Origin of the sequence: Megamonas funiformis, assembly GCF_010669225.1 — a bacterium.
In the GTDB taxonomy this organism is placed as follows: domain Bacteria; phylum Bacillota; class Negativicutes; order Selenomonadales; family Selenomonadaceae; genus Megamonas; species Megamonas funiformis.
The window spans coordinates 582,106-601,999 of sequence record NZ_CP048627.1 but is presented as its reverse complement, the minus strand read 5'-3'; the positions used below and the strand labels follow the sequence as shown (position 1 = coordinate 601,999).

Sequence of the window (19,894 nt, the reverse complement as noted above, 5' to 3'; positions counted from 1 at the left end):
TTACCTCTACTATCTATAATTTAATCAATATTGCATTCTTTAAAATATTATTTTATTATAATATAAATCAATTAAAAATAACAAAGGAAGTATTTTTATGGGAGTAATCACAGATAAATTAGGTGCTGATTTAAAACAACAAAAAGATCTTCACACTTTTTTAGAAAATAATAAAGATAAATTATTAGATATGAACTTACCTAAATATCTAGATGAACTTTTAGCACAAAAAAATTTAACAAAATCAGATGTTCTCAAAAAATCTGGTCTACCTGTAACCTATGCTTATAAGATTTTTTCAGGTCAAAAACACACTGCTAGAAATCGCATATTAGCTCTTGCTATAGCTATGCAATTAAGTATTGATGAAACAAATATATTATTGACTGATGCAAAAGCTTCTCCTTTGCTAGAATAAAAAATAGGCTAATAATTTTTTCTTTTTATTAGCCTATTTTTTATTCTATATAATGTATTTTTATTTTTTCATTAATTTAAATAATGAAGTTTCCTTTATGCTTTTCAAAAAAAATATGGAACTTGAACCGTATAATCGTAAAGTAACTGATAAATTTTATAAATTACTTAGCTTAAATCGTCATAGACAATTTGGTTATTAATATTTTCAAATAAAAAAGGAAGTCTATATAATAGACTTCCTTTTTATTTTCATATTTATTATTTTACGCCTAAAGTTACTTTTTCACCATTGATATTCCATTCTTTAGTGAAGCCGTCTAATTTATCGTAAACAAGTTCATCTGCTAAAGTAATTTTCTTAATTGTTTCTGCATTATCCTGCATTAATTTAGCAATTTTTTCATTACCTTGAGCAAATACTGTAATTCTATCAGTTACTTCAAAGCCATTTTCTTTACGCATTGTCTGAACTTTACTGATGATTTCACGAACGAAACCTTCTTCAATGAGTTCATCTGTCAATACTGTAGAAATAGCAATTGTTACATCACCATCACGCTGAGCTGCAAAACCTTCTGTTTGAGTCATTTTTACATCAAGATCTTCAGGTACAAGTGTGATTTCACCAGAAGAAAGTTCTAATTTCAATGTTTTTGTAGTTTCAAGTTCAACTTTTGCTTTTTGTCCATCAACTTTAGCTAAAGCAGCAGCAATTTCTTTCATCTGTTTGCCGTATTTTGGACCTAATACTTTGAACTGTGGTTTGATTTCATAGTTCAAATATTCGTCCATATTATCTTTGAATTCTACTTTTTTAACATTTAATTCTTCTTCTACAATTTTTGTATAGAATTCATTGAGTTCAAATGGAGCTTTTACATACATAAGAGCGATTGGCTGACGGTTTTTAATATTTGCTTCATTACGAGCAGCACGACCTAAAACTACAGCTTTCAATACTAAGTCCATAGTTTTTTCAAGTTCGCTATCAATGAATGCTTCATTCGCAACAGGATAAGCACAAAGATGTACGCTTTCTGGTGCATCTTTTTCACTATTTAAAACAAGGTTTTGATAAATAGCTTCTGTCATAAATGGAATCATTGGAGCTGCAAGTTTAATAATTGTTGTAAGTGCAGTATATAAAGTCATGTAAGCATTGATTTTGTTTTGGTCTGTTTCTTTAGCCCAGAAACGATCACGGCTTCTTCTTACATACCAGTTAGAAAGTTCATCTACAAATTCTTGAAGAGCTTTTGCAGCTTCTGTGATTTTATAGCTATTTAAATCTTCATCTACAGTTTTAATTAAAGTGTTAAGACGAGATAAGCACCATTTATCTAATACAGAAAGTTTATCATATTCAAGGCTGTATTTAGATACATCAAATTTATCAATATTAGCATAGAGTACAAAGAATGCGTAAGTATTCCATAATGTACCCATGAATTTACGTTGACCTTCTTGAACAGCAGCATCATGGAAACGATTTGGAAGCCATGGAGCACTATTTTCATAGAAATACCAACGGATAGCATCTGCACCATGTTGAGCTAAAGCTTTCATTGGTTCTACTGCATTACCTTTGGATTTACTCATTTTACGACCTTGAGCATCTAAAACGTGACCTAATACGATAACGTTTTTATAAGGAGCTTTGTCAAAGAGTAATGTGGAAATAGCGATTAGAGAATAGAACCAACCACGAGTTTGGTCTACTGCTTCAGAGATGAAATCTGCTGGGAATTGTTCTTCAAAGAGTTCTTTATTTTCAAATGGATAATGCCATTGTGCAAAAGGCATGGAACCAGAATCAAACCAGCAGTCAATAACTTCTGGAACACGATGCATTTCTTTACCACAATGAGGACATTTAATAGTTACAGCATCAATGAATGGACGATGTAATTCAATATCATCAGGGCAATTATCAGACATGGATTTTAATTCTTCGATAGAACCGATTGCATGTTGATGACCGCATTCACATTCCCAGATATTAAGTGGAGTACCCCAATAACGGTTACGAGATAAGCCCCAATCTTGAACATGTTCGAGCCAATCGCCAAAACGACCTTTACCGATAGATTCAGGAATCCAGTTGATTGTTTTATTATTAGCAATTAATTTATCGCGAACAGCTGTCATACGAATGAACCATGTTTCACGTGCATAGTATAAAAGTGGAGTATCGCAACGCCAGCAATGTGGATAACTATGTTCAAAGTTAGGTGCAGAGAATAATAATCCTTTTTCTTCTAAGTCTTTTAAAATTTTTGGATCTGCTTTTTTTACAAATACGCCTGGCCAATCAGTATCTGCTGTCATGCAACCTTTAGCGTCAACAAATTGTACGAAAGCAATACCATATTCACGGCAAACACGGGAGTCATCTTCACCGAATGCAGGAGCCATATGAACGATACCAGAACCATCTGTAGTTGTTACATAATCATCACAAGTTACGATAAATGCTTTTTTGCCATTTAATTTATTTAAAGCATATGGATAAAGTGGTTCATATTCTTTATATTCAAGAGATTTACCTGGCATTTCTTCGAGGATTGTATAATCTTCGCCTAAAACTTTTTCGCAAAGTTCTTTAGCCATGTAATAAGTGTAATCGCCTTGTTTTACTTTTACATAAGTGATTTCTGGATTTACGCAAAGTGCAAGGTTAGATGGAAGAGTCCATGGAGTAGTTGTCCATGCGAGGAAGTAAGCGTCTTCGCCTTTTGCTTTAAATCTTACAAATGCAGATTTTTCTTTTACATCTTTATATCCTTGAGCTACTTCGTGAGAAGAAAGCGGTGTACCACAGCGAGGGCAGTATGGAACGATTTTATGCCCTTTATATAAAAGACCTTTATTCCAAATTTCTTTTAATGCCCACCATACAGATTCAATATAATCATTATGGTATGTAACATATGGATCTTTCATATCTGCCCAATAGCCTACAGCTTTGGAGAATTCTTCCCACATACCTTCGTATTTCCAAACGCTTTCTTTACATTTTTCTACGAAAGGTTCAATACCATATTCTTCAATTTGTTCTTTACCATTGATGCCTAATAATTTTTCAACTTCAAGTTCTACTGGAAGACCATGTGTATCCCAACCAGCTTTACGGATAGTTTTATGACCTTTCATAGCTTGATAACGAGGAATCATATCTTTGATTACACGAGTTAAAACGTGTCCAATATGAGGTTTACCATTTGCTGTTGGTGGTCCATCATAAAATGTGAATACATCTGCATCTTCATGTTGATGTACTTGTTTTTTAAATATATCGTGTTCTTCCCAGAATTTTTCAATTTCTTTTTCGCGTTCTACGAAATTTAGATTGGTATCAACTTTGTTATACACAAAAAAGCCTCCTCTGTATACAAATAATAAATAAAAATTCCAGTATATGAAAAAAACTCTTGCCAAATAGGACAAGAGCAACTGTAATACATAACTAAAAAAAGCCTTCACCCAAAACAGGATGAAAGCTGTGCTGTCATTATACCACCTATTTCACATACCAACATATGCAACCCCTTTAACGGAGGGACCCGACACGGTCTATTCTTAAAAATTAATTTCAACCTGTAACTCCAGAGTGATTTTCCATTAAAAACTACTTGTACCAATTTCCAGCAATACATGGCTCTCTGTAACTTTTATTTTTAATTTACTATCTCTTTCATTGTTTTTCTTCTTTGTACTATTGTGTACGCTTGATATAATATCACAATAATAGAAAATGAGCAAGAAAAAATTTACCCTAAACAATTTACAATTATACAAAATAAAATTGACAAATATAATTTTATCGTTTATAATTCATTCATACTTATTCACTATGAAAATACATATTAAAGGAGGTCATTGCCATGAAAATTTATCATAATTTTATGGAACTAGTAGGTCATACACCTCTTGTTCAAATTAATAATTACAGTAAACTCCATGATATAAAAGCTAATTTATTAGTGAAATTAGAATATTTTAATCCTGCTGGTAGTGCCAAAGATAGAATTGCCAAAGCCATGATTGAAGATGCTAAAAATCGCGGTATTTTAAAACCTAATTCCACTATCATTGAGCCAACAAGTGGCAACACTGGTATTGGTCTTTGTGCTGCAGCTGCAAGTAAAGGTTATAAAATCATCATCACTATGCCAGAAACAATGAGTATTGAACGCAGAAAACTCATGAAGGCTTATGGCGCTGAGCTTATATTAACAGAAGGTAGCAAAGGCATGGCAGGAGCTATCCAAAAAGCTGAAGAATTAGCAAAAGATATACCTAATAGCTTTATTCCTGGACAATTCACTAATTTAGTCAATCGCCAAGCTCATTACATGACGACTGGCCCAGAAATCTGGCAAGATACTGATGGTAAAGTTGATATCTTCGTTGCTGGTATTGGTACAGGCGGTACTTTAAGCGGTACAGGAAAATATCTCAAAGAACAAAATCCTAGTATAAAAATCATTGGTATTGAACCTCAAACTTCTGCTGTATTAACAACCGGTAAAGCAGGGGCTCACAAAATTCAAGGTATTGGAGCTGGCTTTATTCCAAATACTTTGGATACCTCTATCTATGATGAAATCATAACTGTAGACAATGAAGTATGTTTTACAGCTAGTAAAGAATTAACTAAAACAGAAGGTCTTTTGACTGGCATTTCTTCTGGTGCCGCACTTTGGGCAGCTACTCAAGTTGCTAAACGTCCAGAAAATGTTGGCAAAAATATTGTTGTGCTTCTTCCTGATACAGGTGAACGTTATCTCTCTACACCATTATTTGAAGAATAATATTTCAAACTCAATAACATCATCATATTGTAAATATTTTTATGTGATGATGTTATTTTTTATAAGTTATTCATAGTTTTATAATAGGATAAATATATTTTAAAAGGAGAGTTTTATGATGACAAAAAAATTAGATACAAATAATTGGGCTTTTGAAACTAAACAATTACATATAGGTCAAGAAATATCTGACCCTATAACAAATTCTCGTGCTGTACCCATTTATCAAACGACCTCTTATGTATTTGATAATTGCCAAGTAGCTGCTGATAGATTTGCCTTAAAAGAAGGCGGTAATATTTATGGTAGATTAACTAATTCCACTCAAGAAGTATTAGAAAAGCGCATTGCTAGTCTTGAGGGTGGTGCAGGAGCTTTGGCTGTAGCTTCAGGTGCTGCCGCTATAGCCTATACAATACAAGCTCTCGCTAAAGTAGGCGATCATGTTGTCTGCTCAAAAACAGTATATGGAGGAACATATAATCTTTTTGCTCATACTTTAGTGGATTTTGGTATAAATACGACTTTTGTCGACATTCATAATCTAGATGAAGTCGAAAATGCCATCACAGAAAATACAAAATGTATTTATTTTGAAACTTTAGGCAATCCAAATAGTGATGTTGCCGATTTAGAAGCTTTAGCTAATTTAGCACATAAATATAACATTCCTGCTGTTGTAGATAATACATTTGCTACACCATATCTTGTACGACCTATCGAATATGGTGTTGATATCGTCATTCACTCTGCTACTAAATTCATTGGTGGTCATGGCACTTCTCTAGGTGGAATTATCGTAGATAGTGGCAATTTCGATTGGGAAAAAAGTAATAAATTCCCTTCTTTAGTCGAAGCTAATCCTAGTTATCATGGAATTTCTTTCACTAAAGCTACAGGAAAGCTCGCTTTTATCACTAAAGTTCGTGCCATTTTACTTCGAGATTTAGGTGCTTGTATCTCTCCATTTAATGCCTTCTTACTCTTACAAGGATTAGAAACCTTATCTTTACGTGTAGAACGCCATGTACAAAATACACTTAAAGTCATTGAATTTTTACAAAATCATGATAAAGTCGAAAATGTCAATCACCCTTCTATTACCTCACGCTTCGACCATAATTTATATCAAAAATATTTGCCTAATGACGGTGGCTCTATCTTCACATTTGAAATCAAAGGCACAGCAAAAGACGCCCAAGATTTTATCGATAGACTCCAATTATTCTCCTTACTTGCCAATGTAGCAGATGCGAAATCCCTCGTAATTCACCCAGCTAGTACCACTCACTCACAAATGACTACAGAAGAATTATCTGCTTCTGGCATAAAGCCAAATACAATTCGCCTTTCTATAGGTCTTGAAAATATAAACGATATTCTCCGTGATTTAGCTCAAGCTTTAGCATAATAACAAAGCCACATTATATTATTTAAATTTAATATAATGTGGCTTTTATTTAACAAGCTGTAATTCCGCCATCAACGCTCCATACAGCCCCTGTTACAAAACTAGCTTCTGGACTTGCCAAAAAATAAATTACATTTGCTACCTCTTCTGGTCTGCCTATTCTTCCTATAGGATATAAGCTACTCGCTTCTTTTATGCCTTCCTCCACATCACCTGCAAATTGATTTCGCGTAAGTGGTGTATCTATATCTCCAGGGCAAACACAATTTGCTCTGACCTTATACGGTGCTAATTCCAAGGCTAAAGCTTTTGTAAATACGGTCAAACCACCTTTAGAAGCACAGTATGCACTACAAAAGAAATTTCCATTAATACCTGCATCAGAAGATACATTTACAATAGAAGCATTCTCTCCTTGTTTTTTCAAATGAGGAACAGCATATTTACATAAAAAATAAGCTCCTTTTAAATTTATACTCATAATTCTATCAAATTCATCTTCTTCTACATCTTCAATAGCATTTTCCAGATAAATCCCTGCATTATTCACTAAAATATTTAGTTTTTTATATTTTTCAATCACTGTATCTATGACGCTCTTGCAATTTTTAGCACTGCTGATATCTGCTTGGATAAAGTCGCAAAATACATCTTTTGTGATAAATGATTTTAAATATTTTCTAGCTTCTATATATTTATCTTTATTTCTACCTACTAAAATCACATTTATTTTATTTACTAAAAATTTTTTAGCACATTCAAGACCGATACCAGATGTCCCACCTGTGATTAAAGCTATTTTCTCCATAAACTTCACCATTTCTTCATCATTCTAAAAAATAAAGTCGAGTCTAAATATCACGTGATATTAAAAACTCGACTTTATCATTTCTTAACGTTTATTCAATTAAGAATTACTGATTTACAGCTTCTTTTAAAGCTTTACCAGCTTTGAATACTGGGTTTTTGGAAGCAGGAATTTCGATAGTTTCGCCAGTCTGTGGGTTACGACCTTTACGAGCTGCACGAGTTCTAACTTCGAAAGTACCAAAACCAATAATTTGTACTTTGTCATCTTCAACAAGAGCTTTTTGTACACTTGCAAAAACAGCGTTAACAGCTTTTTCTGCATCTTTTTTTGTTAATTCTGCTACTTCAGCAACACTTGCTACTAATTCGGATTTATTCACGAAGATAGCCTCCTTTAAAATTATTATCAAATATAATTGTTCGCCGCTAAAGAGGTATTTCCTCTAAATAAGAGTCTAATATATATATAAATTACGGCAAAACTCTTATTTTGTAAGGATTATTTCACAACATTAAATCCTTATATGATGAGATTATAAAACCACCTTATTATCTCATCATATAAGGACTTAATCAAGTCCTTATTTACATTTATTTAATTATTTTTCATCTTTAAGTTTAGCTTCTTGCCACAATTCATCTAAATCAATCAAAGACAAGCTTTCCCAATTTTGTTGTTTAGCTTTTACTTTTTTTTCAATATAAGAAAATCTTCTTCTAAATTTGCGATTTGTGCCAGTTAAAGCCACTTCTGGGTCTATCTTTAAGAAACGAGAAATATTTACAATTGTAAATAAAACATCGCCTAGTTCTTCTTCTATCTTTTCTTTTTGTCCATCAACAATAGCTTCTTCTAATTCACGAAGTTCTTCTTCTAATTTATCCCATACAGGATCAATATCTGGCCAATCAAAACCTACTTTTGCTGCCTTATGTTGTAATTTATAAGCAGCCATAAGTGATGGTAAATCTTTTGGCACACCATCTAATATTGAAGTTCTTTCTGTTTTTTCAGCCTGTTTGATAGCTTCCCAATTAGCTAAAACTTCGCCTGCATCTTTTACATCGACATCACCGAAAACATGTGGATGACGGCGAATTAATTTTTCAGTTATACCATCGATAACATCTTGCATAGAGAATAATTTAGCTTCTTCTGCCATGCGAGCATGAAATACTATTTGCATCAATAAATCGCCAAGTTCTTCACAGAGCAATTTTTCATCTTCTAAATCTATAGCTTCAATAACTTCATAAACTTCTTCAATCAAGTTACGACGAAGAGATTTATGTGTCTGCACGATATCCCATGGACAACCGCCTGGGCTACGAAGTGTTTTTACTACATCTTCTAGTGGCTCTAAATCAAAAGTTTGCTCATTTTTTGGCATTTTTCCTATATATAAACTTGTCAAATGGTCAATATGAGGTTGACGGTCTAATTCATATAGAGGAATTTCGCGAATTTCTTCATCTGGCAAACTCAAATTGCGAATGAATGTTACCGGATAATCTTCTGGATAATTTTCCATCAAAGTCAATTTTGTATCTGAAGCTACATGCTGATTATATACTTGCGTGATTACAAGTGCTGATGGCATTTCACTTGGCAAGTTTTCTAAATCACAAGCATCTAAAATAGTAAGCCCATCAATAGGGTCTATATTTAAGCGCTGATATAAAACTTCCATAAAGCTCATACCTGGCATGATGTTTAATTTCACACCAGCTTCTCTGGCTTTTTGTCTGATAATCACTACTGTTCTTTCTGCAACAAGTGGACTACCTGGAACAGCATATACTACATCATGACCATTTTTAGCTTCTTCAATCAATTTTTGAGCAATGCTATTATACACATCATCAAAAGAAGCCCCTTGTTCATAAAATTCATCACAAGAAGTATAAACTACATTTCGTTTATCTAATTCAGCTACTGTAGGGTGAATAGCAGTACGCAAAATCAATTTATCTGTATTTGTTATTTTATCCCAAGTATCTAAAGTAATAAGACCAAAATCGCCTGGTCCTAAGCCTACAATTGTTATTTGTCCCATATTATACCTTCCACTTCTTTCAGAAAAAAAGTAACCGCTGTGGAAAACCGTGCGGTTACTATGGATTGTGATTACTATAAATATAAAGCAAGAAAAGTGATTTGTCAATCAAAGATTGCAATAAACTAAGGTTTCATAAGGTTTTAATGCAATTTTTTTTGCTTTTGCTTCATTTTTATAATTATTTAATATGCATTTGTAATTTGAAAGGTCATATGGCAATTCTATTTCATATGTTGTTGGATAGAAATTACAGATTACAATTAATTTTTGACCTTTATAATTGCGTTCATAAGCAAATACTCTTTTATCTTCACGAAGTAATGGTTTTATATCTCCATAAGCTATCACATCATAATTTTTACGCAACTGAATTAATTTTTGATAGTAATAGAAAATAGAGTCCTTATCTTCTAAACTATTTTTTACATTTATCTCAGTATAATTATCTGCTGTCTGTATCCAAGGAGTTCCTGTTGTAAATCCTGCATTTATACTATCGTCCCATTGCATAGGAGTTCTTGAATTATCACGGGAATGTACATCTAAAATCATCAAAGCTTGCTCTTTTGTCATGCCTTTATCTTGTAAAATTTGATAATGATTTAGACTTTCTACATCGCGATATTGTTCAATGGATTTAAAATGAGGATTAGTCATTCCGATTTCTTCACCTTGATAAATATATGGTGTTCCTCTTAAACAATGTATCAATGTTGCCAACATTTTGCCTGATTCTTTATGGTATTTATCATCACTACCAAAGCGAGATATTACACGTGGCTGGTCATGATTGCACCAAAAAACAGCATTCCAAGCATTATTTTTTTCCATATTTATCTGCCAATCAAAAATCAACTGTTTCAACTTCATAAAGTCAGTTGGTACAAGTACCCATTTTTCATTGCCCATAAAATCCACTTTTAAATGATGGAAAGTAAATACCATAGAAAGTTCGCCTGTTTTTTCACCAGCGTATTTATAACAATTTTCCATAGTAGTGCTACTCATTTCACCAACAGTGATGATATCTTTGTCTTTTGCAAAACTATCTCTAGCTAATTCTTGTAAAAATTCATGAATACGTAGCCCATCTGTATAAAAGCTTCTGCCATCTCCATCTACAGAGAAATCATCTTCAAAACCAGCCTTACTGATTAAATTGATGACATCAAAACGAAAACCTTTTACGCCTTTTTCCATCCAAAAATGCACGATATTTTTTACGTACACGTTCTATATACCAAACTTTAGTACCACTTTTTAACATCAATAATTTTTTTATTTCTTCATCTGGCTCAATACATTCACAAGTATGCACGATAGTTTCAACTTTGCCTTTTATATCACTTGCAATTTCTTTAAAACTAGTAAGCCCTGATACTGGAAAATTAAATCTATTGATATCTAATACAATTGAACTTTTTCCCTGTGATTTTTGAATATATCCATTTTGAGATAATAATAATAATGCTTTTCTAATTGTATCTCGTGAAGCTTGATATTTATTTTGTAAATCAAACTCACTAGGCAATTTTTCTCCAGCTTTAATTTTATTATTTTCAATCAAAGCCAATAAATCATGATAAATACTTTCATATTTTTTCATTATTTTTTCTCCTCTTTTTTAAGAGTCATCTTCTGTAATTTTTCACCTGTTAAAACTTTTACTACTTTTAAACATAAATTTATTATATGTTTTTTATTTATTGGCGTAATTTTTATCTGTATCGTATTTTGTTTTGGCACAAATTTTAATAGATTATCAAATTGCTTTTTCGCTAAAAGCATATTTTCTGTCTCTATATTTGGTGCTTTATCAAAATATATTTCCACAAAAGCAGGTTTTTCAATAATAGATTTTATTTTTAATTTACGAGCATAATTTTTCAATCGTGCTACTTGCATTATTTTCTTTACAGGTTCAGTCAATGCACCAAAACGGTCGATTAATTCTTCCTCTAATTGGTCTGCATGTTCGTCTGTTCGTATCGCTGCAATGCGTTGATAAATTTCAATCTTATTAGTGGCGTCATTTATATATTCTCCATCTAAATAAGCATCTTCTTTCAATTCAATTATCGGTTCTACTACTTTTTCTGGCTCTTTACCTGTTTGCAATGTTTCTACTGCTTCTTCTAATAGACGACAATACATCTCAAAACCCACACTAGAAATATGACCATGTTGTTGAGAACCTAATAAATCACCAGCACCGCGAATTTCTAAATCTCGCATAGCAATTTTAAATCCAGAACCTAATTGAGCAAATTCTTTTATTGCCTGTAATCTCTTTTCTGCCATTTCAGATAAGATTTTATCTTTCTGATAAATAAAATATGCAAATGCCATTTGTTTTGAACGACCTACACGGCCTCGCATCTGATAGAGCTGAGATAGACCAAAATAATCTGCATCATAAATAATTATAGTATTAGCATTTGATACATCTAAACCATTTTCAATAATGCTTGTAGCCAATAAGATATCGTATTTTCCTTCATAAAAATTGAGCATAGCTCTTTCTAATTCTTCTTCACTCATCTGCCCATGAGCTATCCCTATTTTTACATCAGGAAGCATAGATAATAAATGCAAATACATCTTATCTATAGTTTCTACTCTATTGTAAATAAAATATACCTGACCGCCACGACGAACTTCACGCTTAATAGCATCTTTAATAATCATATCATTATTTTCAATTACATAAGTCTGCACAGGGAAACGCTCCTGTGGTGGAGTTTCGATAACAGACATATCTCTAGCACCTACAAGAGACATATGCAGTGTACGTGGTATAGGTGTTGCACTCAAAGATAATACATCGATATTTTTACTTATGCGTTTTATTTTTTCTTTTTGTTTTACGCCAAAACGCTGTTCTTCATCAACAATCAATAAACCTAAATCTTTAAATTTTACTTTTTTCTCATTCAAAATAGCATGAGTACCAATCAAAATATCAATTTGACCTGTTGCCAAATCTTCTAAAACTTTCTTTTGTTCTTTCGGGCTATTAAATCTACAAATAATGCCGATTTTCGGTCCAAAATCATTAAAACGATTGCTAAAAGTTTGATAATGTTGTTGCACTAATACAGTAGTCGGCACTAATACAGCAACTTGTTTATTGCTCATTACAGCTTTAAAAGCAGCTCTAATGGCTACTTCTGTTTTACCAAAGCCTACATCACCGCATAAAAGTCTATCCATAGGAACAGGTTTTTCCATATCTGCTTTTATCTCTGCTATCGCTTTTAATTGGTCAGGTGTTTCTTCATAAGGAAAAGCATCTTCAAATTCTTTTTGCCATGGCGTATCTGGAGCAAATGCAAAACCTTTGCCATTCTTACGTTCTGCATAGAGATTGATTAAATCTTTAGCAATATTTTCTACAGAAGCTTTTGCTTTTGCGTTTGCTTTTTTCCATGCTGTACCATTCATCTTAGATAAACGAGGCACATCACCTTCAGAACCAATATATTTTTGAATTAAATGCACTTGGTCTGTTGGCACGAATAATTTATCTGTACCGCTGTATTTTATATGTAAATAATCACGATGAACATTGCCTATTGTCAATGTTTCCACACCTAGATATTTACCAATACCATGATTTACATGTACAACATAATCGCCGATATTTATATCTCTAAAATGAGATATTTTATCATTTTTATTTTTACCCGATTGACGTGGTCTTAACTTTTTCTTTTGACGACCTAATATATCTTTTTCTGTGATTACCACCAATCGAGATTGAGGGAATTCAAAACCATTTAAAAGTGAACCTACGATAAATGTAACTCTATCTTTGGATAATTCTTTCGGCTCACTTTCTCGTGATACAGGTATTTTTTGTTGTTCTAATACATCTTGTAAATATGCTATTTTTGTTTTATCACCCAAACAAATCAATATTTCATTTTTTTGTTCTAGCCAATTTTTAATTTCTTCACCTAATAAATGCATCTGCTTTTGAAAAGGTGCTGTAGATTTTACTGCTACACTGATGAGCTGTTCTGGCTCTGTATCTGCTATTCGTTGCATCATCAAAGACATATAAATAATATTATGCTTTTTTGCAGAAGTTAAAATATAATTCCAGTCATAGACAAATTCTTTTATCTCAGGATTTTCTTTTATACTGCCTTCAACAGCTTCTTTTAAATGTAGTGGTTCATCTAAAATTACATTACAATCTTTATTTAAATAAGATAAAAATATAGCTGGTGAGCCTGTATCGTCCATTTGCATCAATGGCAAGATTTCACATTTAGCTATATTGCGCAAAGAACGTTGACTATCTATAGCAAATTCACGTATGGACTCTATTTCACTGTCAAAAAACTCAATACGTATAGGCGTATCTGAATTTATAGGATAAATATCTATAATTCCACCACGAGCACTGAATTGCCCTATTTGTTCGACTTTATCTACACGTTCATAACCTAAAGATACTAATTGTTCTAAAATTTTATCATGTTCGTATTCTTTATTGAGTTCTATTTGCACACTAGAATTTTCAAAATCCTGACGAGACATGTCTTTTTGCATAGCAGCATTGGTAGTCGCTAAAATAATGACAGGCTCTTTTCTAGTGAGCATTCCCAAAATTTTCATTCTCTTAGCTTTTAATTCTAAGCTTTTTGCTGTAGCACTTACAGACATGACATCTAATGCTGGCAATTCCCAAATAGATGCTTCTGGCAATAATGAAGAGAAATCATTATACCATTCTTCTACACCATCTTGATTATGTGTAATAATAATTGTCGTTTTAGGATTCTGTTTATATGCATTAGCAATAACTATATGTTTTTGTGTACCTGCTAAGCCATAAATATAATTTTGACCATAATCTTGATTAAAACATTCATTTATCTTAGTTAAAGTTACCTCTTTAGCTAATGCAGGAAAGAGTATATTCATTCATTTATCAACCTTTTCTCTATTGACTATTTTAAATACGATAAAGGGGACTGTACAATATTGTACAGTCCTCAATAAAACATAATATTCAACTTATAAATATATTACTATATTTACACTTCATTGTATATAGTAATGCAAATATTACAATTGTCTATTTTCTCAAATATCTAACTAAAATAACTAAAAGATATTTATAAAAAAAGTGTATAAGCATAAAAACTTATACACTTGATAAAAAATCCCTAAAAATACTAATTTGAAGCATTTTTCTGTTTTATTCCTATTAAAACAGAAAAAATAGAAAACATTATACACATAAAACCATAGACAAAAACGATTTTATGATTTGTAAAATTAAACAAACCTAAAAAACCTGCTAAGGCATAAAAAACAACACTTATAAAAGCTCCGCTATAAGCATCTCTTGTATTTATACAGATTAAAGCCGCAATCAACGCCACAAAAGAAATTATTATCCCTATATTACCTATACCATTACTACTTTTTACTGTGGCATAAGCTCCACATGATTGAAAAGCCACAAATACAAAAAGCATAATCGTAACTATACCTATAATTAATCGTATATCTTTCAAAAAAATTCGCCTCTTTTAATTCTTATCACTAAAATAATCTAAAATCACTACATTTGCCCTAAAATAAATTCAAAAAAATCAATACTTATCTAAAATATTATTCTTTAAAGCATAATTCACTAAATCTGAATTCTGTTTGCAGTTCAGCTTAGTCATTATTCGCGTTTTATATGTTGAAATAGTTTTTACAGATAAACATAATTTTTGTGCTATATCCGATAAAGAATATCCTCTAACTATATAATTTAAAACCTCTTCTTCACGTGAAGATAAGCTTTCTTTTTTCGGTGGAATATACATCAAACTATCTAATAAACTATTTGCATCATTTTCTGCTAAATAACGTCTTCCTTCAGCTAAAGTTCTTAATGCTTTAAATAATTCTGTATCTAATGTATCTTTACGTAAACAACCTTTTGCACCTAAAAGCATAACTTCTTTGATATATTGTTGCTCATTGTGCATAGTCAATACTAATACATTTATACTAGAAATACTCTGTCTTTTATTTAATTCACGTAAGCAATCAAGCCCACTCATAACAGGCATAGATAAATCCAATAAGATAACATCTACTTCTAAGCCATCATCTAGTAAAGATAAAACTTCTTTGCCATTAGAAGCTTCTGCTACCACCTTGAAATCTTTCTGAGTAGAAAGTAATAACTTTAAACCAGTTCTCAATATACTATGATCGTCTGCTAATAAAATTTTTAAAGTTCTACTCATAATCAAAATCCTCTCTTGTTGGTATATTTTCTACAGGTATCACAATTTTTATTATTGTACCTTCATTCATTTTAGAAATTATTTCAAATTCACCTTGTAATAATTCTATGCGTTTTTGCATACTTCTAAGACCTAAATGATGATTTAATTTTGCTCTTTTTGCCGTTTCTTCATTAAAACCAATACCATCATCAATAATTTCTAAATCTATCTTTGTCTTTGTATAAATAATTTTTACCAAATGCAAGTGTAAAGCCCCTAAATTTATTTATGGGGATATAAGCTCGCTAAAAAACAATGATTCGATATCATTGTTTTTTATTGTATTATATTTTTAATAGTTATATAATACTTTTATGAAATATAAATCAAATAATAATATAGTATATTCTTGTAAATATCATGTAGTATTTTGTCCTAAATATCGTAGAAAAGTCTTGAACAATGGTGTTGATGAACGATTAAAGGAGTTGATTAATAATATTTGTCAGGAGCTTCACGTCGATTTAATCGAGATGGAAGTAAAGCCAGACCATGTTCATTTGTTTTTAGAAGTTGATCCACAATTTGGTATACATAAAGTTGTTAAACGAATAAAAGGAATATCTTCAAGGATACTTCGAGAAGAATTTTCATGGTTAAAATCAAGGCTACCAACATTGTGGACAAATTCATATTTTGTATCTACAGTTGGTGGAGCACCAATGTCAATTATTAAACAGTATATAGAAAGTCAAAAGCGTTCAGAATAAATAAATGATAAAAAGGCAGGTGATTGTAGTGAAGACATATTGTTTTAAATTGTATAAGGCAAAAAGGAATAAAAAACTTCATAAAGTTATTAATATAGCTGGAATTATCTACAATCACTGTATTGCTTTGCATAAAAGATATTATCGTTTATTTAAAAAATCTCTTAATATCTATAAGCTTCAAAAACATTTAACTAAACTTAAGAAAATAGGTAAATTTAGCTATTTTAAAGAAGTAGGTTCGCAAGCTATTCAAGACATAACTCAAAGAATAGACCGTGCTTGTAAATTGTTTTTTAGAAATTTAAAACATAAAATTCGTACAGCACCACCATCTTTTAAAAAGATACGAAAATATAAATCATTCACGCTCAAACAAGCTGGTTGGAAGCTTTTAAAGGGTAATATTATAGAAATTAATAAACAAAAATACAAATATTTTAAAAGTAGAGATATTGAAGGAATAGTTAAAACAATAACAATTAAACGTGATACTTTAGGTGATATATATCTTTATTTTGTTTGTGAAACTAACGAGAATAAAGTTTTAGCAAGAACAGGTAAAAGCGTCGGCTATGACTTTGGACTAAAACAGTTTTTAACAGCATCGGATAATGAAGATATAAAAGCACCTTTATTTTTTAAGCAAAATGTTAATGATATAAAAAAGGCTAATAGAATATTATCTAGAAAAAAGAAAGGTTCAAATCATCGTAGATTAGCAAAAATAGCTCTTGCCAGATTGCATAAGAAAATATCTAATCAACGTAAAGATTTTCATTTTAAATTAGCAAATAAAATTTGTAGTGAATATGCTTTAATCTGCATAGAAGATTTGAATATAAAAGGAATGCAAAAACGTTGGGGTAGAAAAATATCTGACTATGGATTTAGTGAATTTATAAAAATTCTTGAATATAAAGCGAGAGAAATTGGCTCAATAGTGCAAAAGGTAGATAGATACTATCCAAGTTCGCAAATTTGCCATGTTTGTGGTACAAAAAATCCTGAAACTAAAAATTTGGCAGTTCGTGAGTGGATTTGCGCAAAGTGCAAAACCACTCACGATAGAGATAGAAATGCTGCTATAAATATATGGAAGGTTGGGGCATCAACCTTCTTTGGAGAGATATAGTAAGACCTGCTATTTTAGTAGGCAAGTATCGTTTGTATCCAAGAATCCCCTGCATTTAGGCATGAGGAGTATGTCAATAATTATTCCGTAAATAATTATCGCATATTCTGTTTATTTGTTATATCGGCAAAATTCTAATTTTTTTGTAGGAATTTTTCTGATAGCACTATAAGAAAAAAACTTATAAAAAAATAGAGTAGAGAATTTATCTCTACTCTATTTAATAGCATATTTATTATTTACCTACAGCTAAAGCTGCTTTTACAAAGTCACGGAATAATGGTTGTGGATTATTTGGACGAGATTTTAATTCTGGATGGAACTGAGAAGCTACAAACCAAGGATGATCTTTTACTTCTACGATTTCTACAAGTCCATTATCTGGGCAAACACCAGCAATTACAAGACCAGCATCAGTGAGTTCTTGTTTAAATTCATTGTTGAATTCAAAACGATGACGATGACGTTCATGAATTAATTCACTGCCATAAGCTTCATAAGTTTTTGTACCTGGTGTTACTTTACATGGATAAGAACCAAGTCTCATTGTACCACCTTTGTCTTCAACATTGATCTGAGAAGACATTAAAGCGATTACTGGATGATTTGTTTCTGGATTGAATTCAGAGCTATGAGCATCTTCCATACCACATACATGGCGAGCAAATTCAATAACAGAACATTGCATACCAAGGCATAAACCTAAGAATGGGATTTTATTTTCACGAGCGTATTTAATTGCGGAAATTTTACCTTCAACACCACGATCGCCGAAACCACCTGGTACTAAGATACCTTTGCAACCTGCAAATACGTCGCTTAAATCAGTGCCTTCTTTTTCAATTTCTTCAGCGTTAACCCATTTGATTTTTACATCTGTAGAATTGTAGATGCCTGCATGATGTAATGCTTCTGTAACAGAAATATATGCGTCTGGTAATTCTACATATTTACCTACAACAGCAATTTTTACTTTATTTGCAGGATTTTTAATGCGATGAACCATACGTTCCCATTCTTCCATATGAGCTGGGCGATAATCCATTTCTAATTTTTCAAGAACAATTTTATCAAGACCTTCTTTTTGCATCATTAAAGGTACTTCATAAATTGTAGAAGCTGTCATATTCTGAATAACTGCATCTGCATCTACGTCACAGAAAAGAGCTAATTTTTCTTTCATATCTTTAGAAAGTTCTTGTTCTGTACGGCAAACAAGAATATCTGGCTGAATACCAATGCTACGAAGTTCTTTTACGCTATGCTGAGTTGGTTTTGTTTTTAATTCGCCAGCAGCAGAGATAAATGGAATTAAAGTTACATGAATGTATAATACATCGTGTTTACTTACTTCTTTTTTAACCTGACGAATAGCTTCGAGGAATGGAAGACTTTCGATATCCCCTACTGTACCACCGATTTCAGTGATAACTACATCTGCATCATCATGAGCAGCAACGTCATATACACGTTGTTTAATTTCATTTGTGATATGTGGAATTACCTGAACAGTTTTACCGAGGTAATCACCACGACGTTCTTTATTTAATACAGACCAGTAAATTTTACCAGTAGTTACGTTAGAATTTTTTGTAAGATTGATATCAATAAAACGTTCATAATGTCCAAGGTCAAGGTCAGTTTCTGCACCATCTTCTGTTACGAAAACTTCACCATGCTGATAAGGACTCATAGTACCTGGGTCAATGTTAATATATGGGTCAAATTTTTGAATTGTTACTTTAATACCACGGCTTTTTAATAAACGACCTAAAGAAGCTGCTGTGATACCTTTACCTAAAGAAGAAACTACACCGCCAGTAACAAATATATACTTTGCCATTAAAAAAACTCCTCCTCTATATATCTAAATTATGCTTTATCTGTATCGTCTTGAATGCCTTCTAATAAAGAAGTACGACGTCTGTTGGACATTGCTTTCATTTTGCTAGTGCTAGAAGAACTACTAGAAACACTACTACGTTTTGTTTCTGGTGGATTCCATTCTACAAGACCCCACATACCATTACCTGTATGTTGAAAACGAGCGTCCATATTAATAAGTGTATATACTTCAGATATAGAAGCAGATAAGGACTGCACTGGTTTACATTTTTTCTCTATTACTTCTAAAATAAGGTCTTTAAAAAAGATAGGTTTATTAGCTAAATTTAAGATATAGTATGCTACATCTGTTTCTGAACTATGCAGAAAATCCATCAAGTATTT

The 19,894-nt window shown here is 31.8% G+C and carries 17 protein-coding genes; 5 read left to right on the top strand and 12 right to left on the bottom strand.

The window, feature by feature from the left end; genetic code table 11:
- The first annotated feature begins 97 nt into the window (after nt 1-97).
- Nucleotides 98-418, top strand: a complete 321-nt coding sequence (locus GXM21_RS02925) for a helix-turn-helix domain-containing protein (RefSeq protein WP_008538660.1) — start codon at nt 98-100, stop codon at nt 416-418.
- A 260-nt stretch (nt 419-678) separates the two neighbouring features.
- Here GXM21_RS02925 and ileS read toward each other — a convergent pair whose 3' ends face one another.
- A complete protein-coding gene (gene ileS, locus GXM21_RS02920) occupies nt 679-3,792 on the bottom strand; it encodes an isoleucine--tRNA ligase (protein ID WP_008538661.1) in 3,114 nt (1,037 codons plus the stop codon).
- 512 nt (nt 3,793-4,304) lie between these two features.
- On the opposite strand from ileS, the gene cysK reads away from it, so the two are divergent.
- Together cysK and GXM21_RS02910 are read left to right on the top strand one after the other, a co-directional pair.
- The gene (gene cysK / locus GXM21_RS02915) at nt 4,305-5,234 is read left to right on the top strand and encodes a cysteine synthase A (RefSeq protein ID WP_008538662.1); all 930 of its coding nucleotides are present in this window, start codon (nt 4,305-4,307) and stop codon (nt 5,232-5,234) included.
- A 118-nt stretch (nt 5,235-5,352) separates the two neighbouring features.
- Nucleotides 5,353-6,645, top strand: a complete 1,293-nt coding sequence (locus tag GXM21_RS02910) for an O-acetylhomoserine aminocarboxypropyltransferase/cysteine synthase family protein (RefSeq protein WP_008538663.1) — start codon at nt 5,353-5,355, stop codon at nt 6,643-6,645.
- 49 nt (nt 6,646-6,694) lie between these two features.
- Here GXM21_RS02910 and GXM21_RS02905 read toward each other — a convergent pair whose 3' ends face one another.
- The 9 genes from GXM21_RS02905 to GXM21_RS02865 all read right to left on the bottom strand — a co-directional run bounded on the left by GXM21_RS02905 (nt 6,695) and on the right by GXM21_RS02865 (nt 16,019).
- The gene (locus GXM21_RS02905) at nt 6,695-7,453 is read right to left on the bottom strand and encodes an SDR family NAD(P)-dependent oxidoreductase (RefSeq protein ID WP_008538664.1); all 759 of its coding nucleotides are present in this window, start codon (nt 7,451-7,453) and stop codon (nt 6,695-6,697) included.
- 106 nt (nt 7,454-7,559) lie between these two features.
- A complete protein-coding gene (locus GXM21_RS02900; protein WP_008538666.1) occupies nt 7,560-7,835 on the bottom strand; it encodes a non-specific DNA-binding protein Hbs in 276 nt (91 codons plus the stop codon).
- A gap of 219 nt (nt 7,836-8,054) precedes the next feature.
- On the bottom strand, nt 8,055-9,512 hold the full coding sequence (yabN, locus tag GXM21_RS02895) for a bifunctional methyltransferase/pyrophosphohydrolase YabN (RefSeq protein ID WP_008538667.1): 1,458 nt from the start codon (nt 9,510-9,512) through the stop codon (nt 8,055-8,057).
- A gap of 108 nt (nt 9,513-9,620) precedes the next feature.
- The gene (locus tag GXM21_RS02890) at nt 9,621-10,745 is read right to left on the bottom strand and encodes an alpha-amylase family glycosyl hydrolase (RefSeq protein ID WP_249068222.1); all 1,125 of its coding nucleotides are present in this window, start codon (nt 10,743-10,745) and stop codon (nt 9,621-9,623) included.
- On the bottom strand, nt 10,684-11,121 hold the full coding sequence (locus GXM21_RS02885; RefSeq protein WP_008538669.1) for a GntR family transcriptional regulator: 438 nt from the start codon (nt 11,119-11,121) through the stop codon (nt 10,684-10,686). The genes GXM21_RS02890 and GXM21_RS02885 overlap by 62 nt, the downstream gene beginning before the upstream one ends.
- Entirely contained in the window at nt 11,121-14,450 is a 3,330-nt protein-coding gene (gene mfd / locus GXM21_RS02880) for a transcription-repair coupling factor (RefSeq protein WP_008538670.1), read from the bottom strand. The genes GXM21_RS02885 and mfd overlap by 1 nt, the downstream gene beginning before the upstream one ends.
- A 254-nt stretch (nt 14,451-14,704) precedes the next feature.
- A complete protein-coding gene (locus GXM21_RS02875; protein WP_008538671.1) occupies nt 14,705-15,049 on the bottom strand; it encodes a hypothetical protein in 345 nt (114 codons plus the stop codon).
- A gap of 78 nt (nt 15,050-15,127) precedes the next feature.
- Nucleotides 15,128-15,778, bottom strand: coding sequence for a response regulator transcription factor (locus tag GXM21_RS02870; RefSeq protein ID WP_008538672.1), 651 nt, complete (start codon nt 15,776-15,778; stop codon nt 15,128-15,130).
- On the bottom strand, nt 15,771-16,019 hold the full coding sequence (locus GXM21_RS02865; protein ID WP_163604670.1) for a sensor histidine kinase: 249 nt from the start codon (nt 16,017-16,019) through the stop codon (nt 15,771-15,773). Before GXM21_RS02865 ends, GXM21_RS02870 begins: the two co-directional genes overlap by 8 nt.
- A gap of 115 nt (nt 16,020-16,134) precedes the next feature.
- Between GXM21_RS02865 and tnpA the strand changes: the two genes are divergently transcribed.
- Both tnpA and GXM21_RS02855 read left to right on the top strand, forming a co-directional pair.
- Nucleotides 16,135-16,530 (top strand): IS200/IS605 family transposase, encoded by a 396-nt coding sequence (tnpA, locus tag GXM21_RS02860; protein ID WP_008538674.1) that lies wholly within the window; start codon nt 16,135-16,137, stop codon nt 16,528-16,530.
- Between the two features lie 28 nt (nt 16,531-16,558).
- Nucleotides 16,559-17,665: an RNA-guided endonuclease InsQ/TnpB family protein gene (locus GXM21_RS02855; protein ID WP_163604669.1), complete on the top strand. Its 1,107-nt coding sequence runs from the start codon at nt 16,559-16,561 to the stop codon at nt 17,663-17,665.
- 235 nt (nt 17,666-17,900) lie between these two features.
- Here GXM21_RS02855 and GXM21_RS02850 read toward each other — a convergent pair whose 3' ends face one another.
- Both GXM21_RS02850 and rpoE read right to left on the bottom strand, forming a co-directional pair.
- Nucleotides 17,901-19,508, bottom strand: a complete 1,608-nt coding sequence (locus tag GXM21_RS02850; RefSeq protein WP_008538677.1) for a CTP synthase — start codon at nt 19,506-19,508, stop codon at nt 17,901-17,903.
- Between the two features lie 29 nt (nt 19,509-19,537).
- On the bottom strand, nt 19,538-19,885 hold the full coding sequence (rpoE, locus tag GXM21_RS02845) for a DNA-directed RNA polymerase subunit delta (RefSeq protein WP_008538678.1): 348 nt from the start codon (nt 19,883-19,885) through the stop codon (nt 19,538-19,540).
- Nucleotides 19,886-19,894: the final 9 nt, after the last annotated feature.

Bases quoted from the DNA above. Each gene is read 5' to 3' on its own strand.
- GXM21_RS02925 (WP_008538660.1), top strand. From the start codon at position 98: ATGGGAGTAATCACAGATAAATTAGGTGCTGATTTAAAACAACAAAAA.
- cysK (WP_008538662.1), top strand. From the start codon at position 4,305: ATGAAAATTTATCATAATTTTATGGAACTAGTAGGTCATACACCTCTT.
- GXM21_RS02910 (WP_008538663.1), top strand. From the start codon at position 5,353: ATGACAAAAAAATTAGATACAAATAATTGGGCTTTTGAAACTAAACAA.
- GXM21_RS02905 (WP_008538664.1), bottom strand. From the start codon at position 7,453: ATGGAGAAAATAGCTTTAATCACAGGTGGGACATCTGGTATCGGTCTT.
- yabN (WP_008538667.1), bottom strand. From the start codon at position 9,512: ATGGGACAAATAACAATTGTAGGCTTAGGACCAGGCGATTTTGGTCTT.
- GXM21_RS02885 (WP_008538669.1), bottom strand. From the start codon at position 11,121: ATGAAAAAATATGAAAGTATTTATCATGATTTATTGGCTTTGATTGAA.
- mfd (WP_008538670.1), bottom strand. From the start codon at position 14,450: ATGAATATACTCTTTCCTGCATTAGCTAAAGAGGTAACTTTAACTAAG.
- GXM21_RS02870 (WP_008538672.1), bottom strand. From the start codon at position 15,778: ATGAGTAGAACTTTAAAAATTTTATTAGCAGACGATCATAGTATATTG.
- tnpA (WP_008538674.1), top strand. From the start codon at position 16,135: ATGAAATATAAATCAAATAATAATATAGTATATTCTTGTAAATATCAT.
- GXM21_RS02850 (WP_008538677.1), bottom strand. From the start codon at position 19,508: ATGGCAAAGTATATATTTGTTACTGGCGGTGTAGTTTCTTCTTTAGGT.
- rpoE (WP_008538678.1), bottom strand. From the start codon at position 19,885: ATGGATTTTCTGCATAGTTCAGAAACAGATGTAGCATACTATATCTTA.